The sequence below is a fragment of the Streptomyces sp. 8L genome, assembly GCF_020176795.1.
Lineage (GTDB): Bacteria > Actinomycetota > Actinomycetes > Streptomycetales > Streptomycetaceae > Streptomyces.
In genome coordinates, this window is record NZ_JAIUKE010000695.1 from 1 (window position 1) to 821 (window position 821).

General features: G+C 79.3%; 1 protein-coding gene. It reads right to left on the reverse strand.

Annotated features, from left to right (window positions below; all coding sequences use genetic code 11):
* Positions 1 to 92: 92 nt before the first annotated feature.
* Entirely contained in the window at positions 93 to 704 is a 612-nt protein-coding gene (locus LCE31_RS37295; protein ID WP_374118686.1) for a L,D-transpeptidase family protein, read from the reverse strand.
* Between the last annotated feature and the right edge of the window lie 117 nt (positions 705 to 821).

The window sequence follows — 821 nt, forward strand, 5'->3', positions numbered from 1 at the left end:
CCAGGAACGGGGGCCCGGGGACCGATGCGGCCGTGCCCCCGTTCCTGGTGCGCCCCCCCCCCCGGGGCGGGCGGCCGGGTCTCGCGTCGTGGTCAGTAGGCGGTGACCGCCGTCGCCCCGCCCCGCTCCGTGCCGATCGCGATGTGCGGATCGCGCGACCTGTCCACCCAGGCCAGGACCGAGCTCATCGCGGCCGCGGGGACCGAGACGCACCCGGCCGTCGCGCCCTTCCCGTTCACGTGGAGGAAGATCCCCGCGCCCCGCCCGTGCACGGGGTGCGCGTAGTTGAACCCGATGACCAGCGCGTGGGCGTACTGTGCCGCGTAGTCCGCCAGGTGCTCCGACTCGCTCGCCCGGCAGTCCGCGGGCAGCCCCTCCGTCCAGCGGTTGTATGCGCGCGACGCGTTGTCCTCGCACCACCAGGACCGCGCGGTCGCCCGCCGGTAGGGGTAGGCCGTGCCGGGCGGCGCCGCCGCGTTGCCGAAGGCGTACGGCAGTCCGTACAGGCCGGTCGGCGTCGTGTTGGTGCCCTGCTGACGGGTCGCCCCGTCGGTCAGGCCGTTGGCGCCGAACCGCGCCGGCGCGGAGCCCGCCGCCACCCAGTGCGGGCCCCGGCGGTCCCACCAGGTCAGCCGGCCCGTCGTGGAGCCGAGGGCGGGGCCCTCGACGGTGATCAGCTGGCTGCCGCCGCCGGTGTCCGCCATCCGCTCGGGCAGCGGCTGGACGCGGGCGTGCGCCGGGGGCGCGCCCGGGGGGGGGGCGGCGGCGGGGGGGGGGGGGGGGGGGGGCGCGGCCGCGCGGGGGGGGGGGAGGGGCGGGGG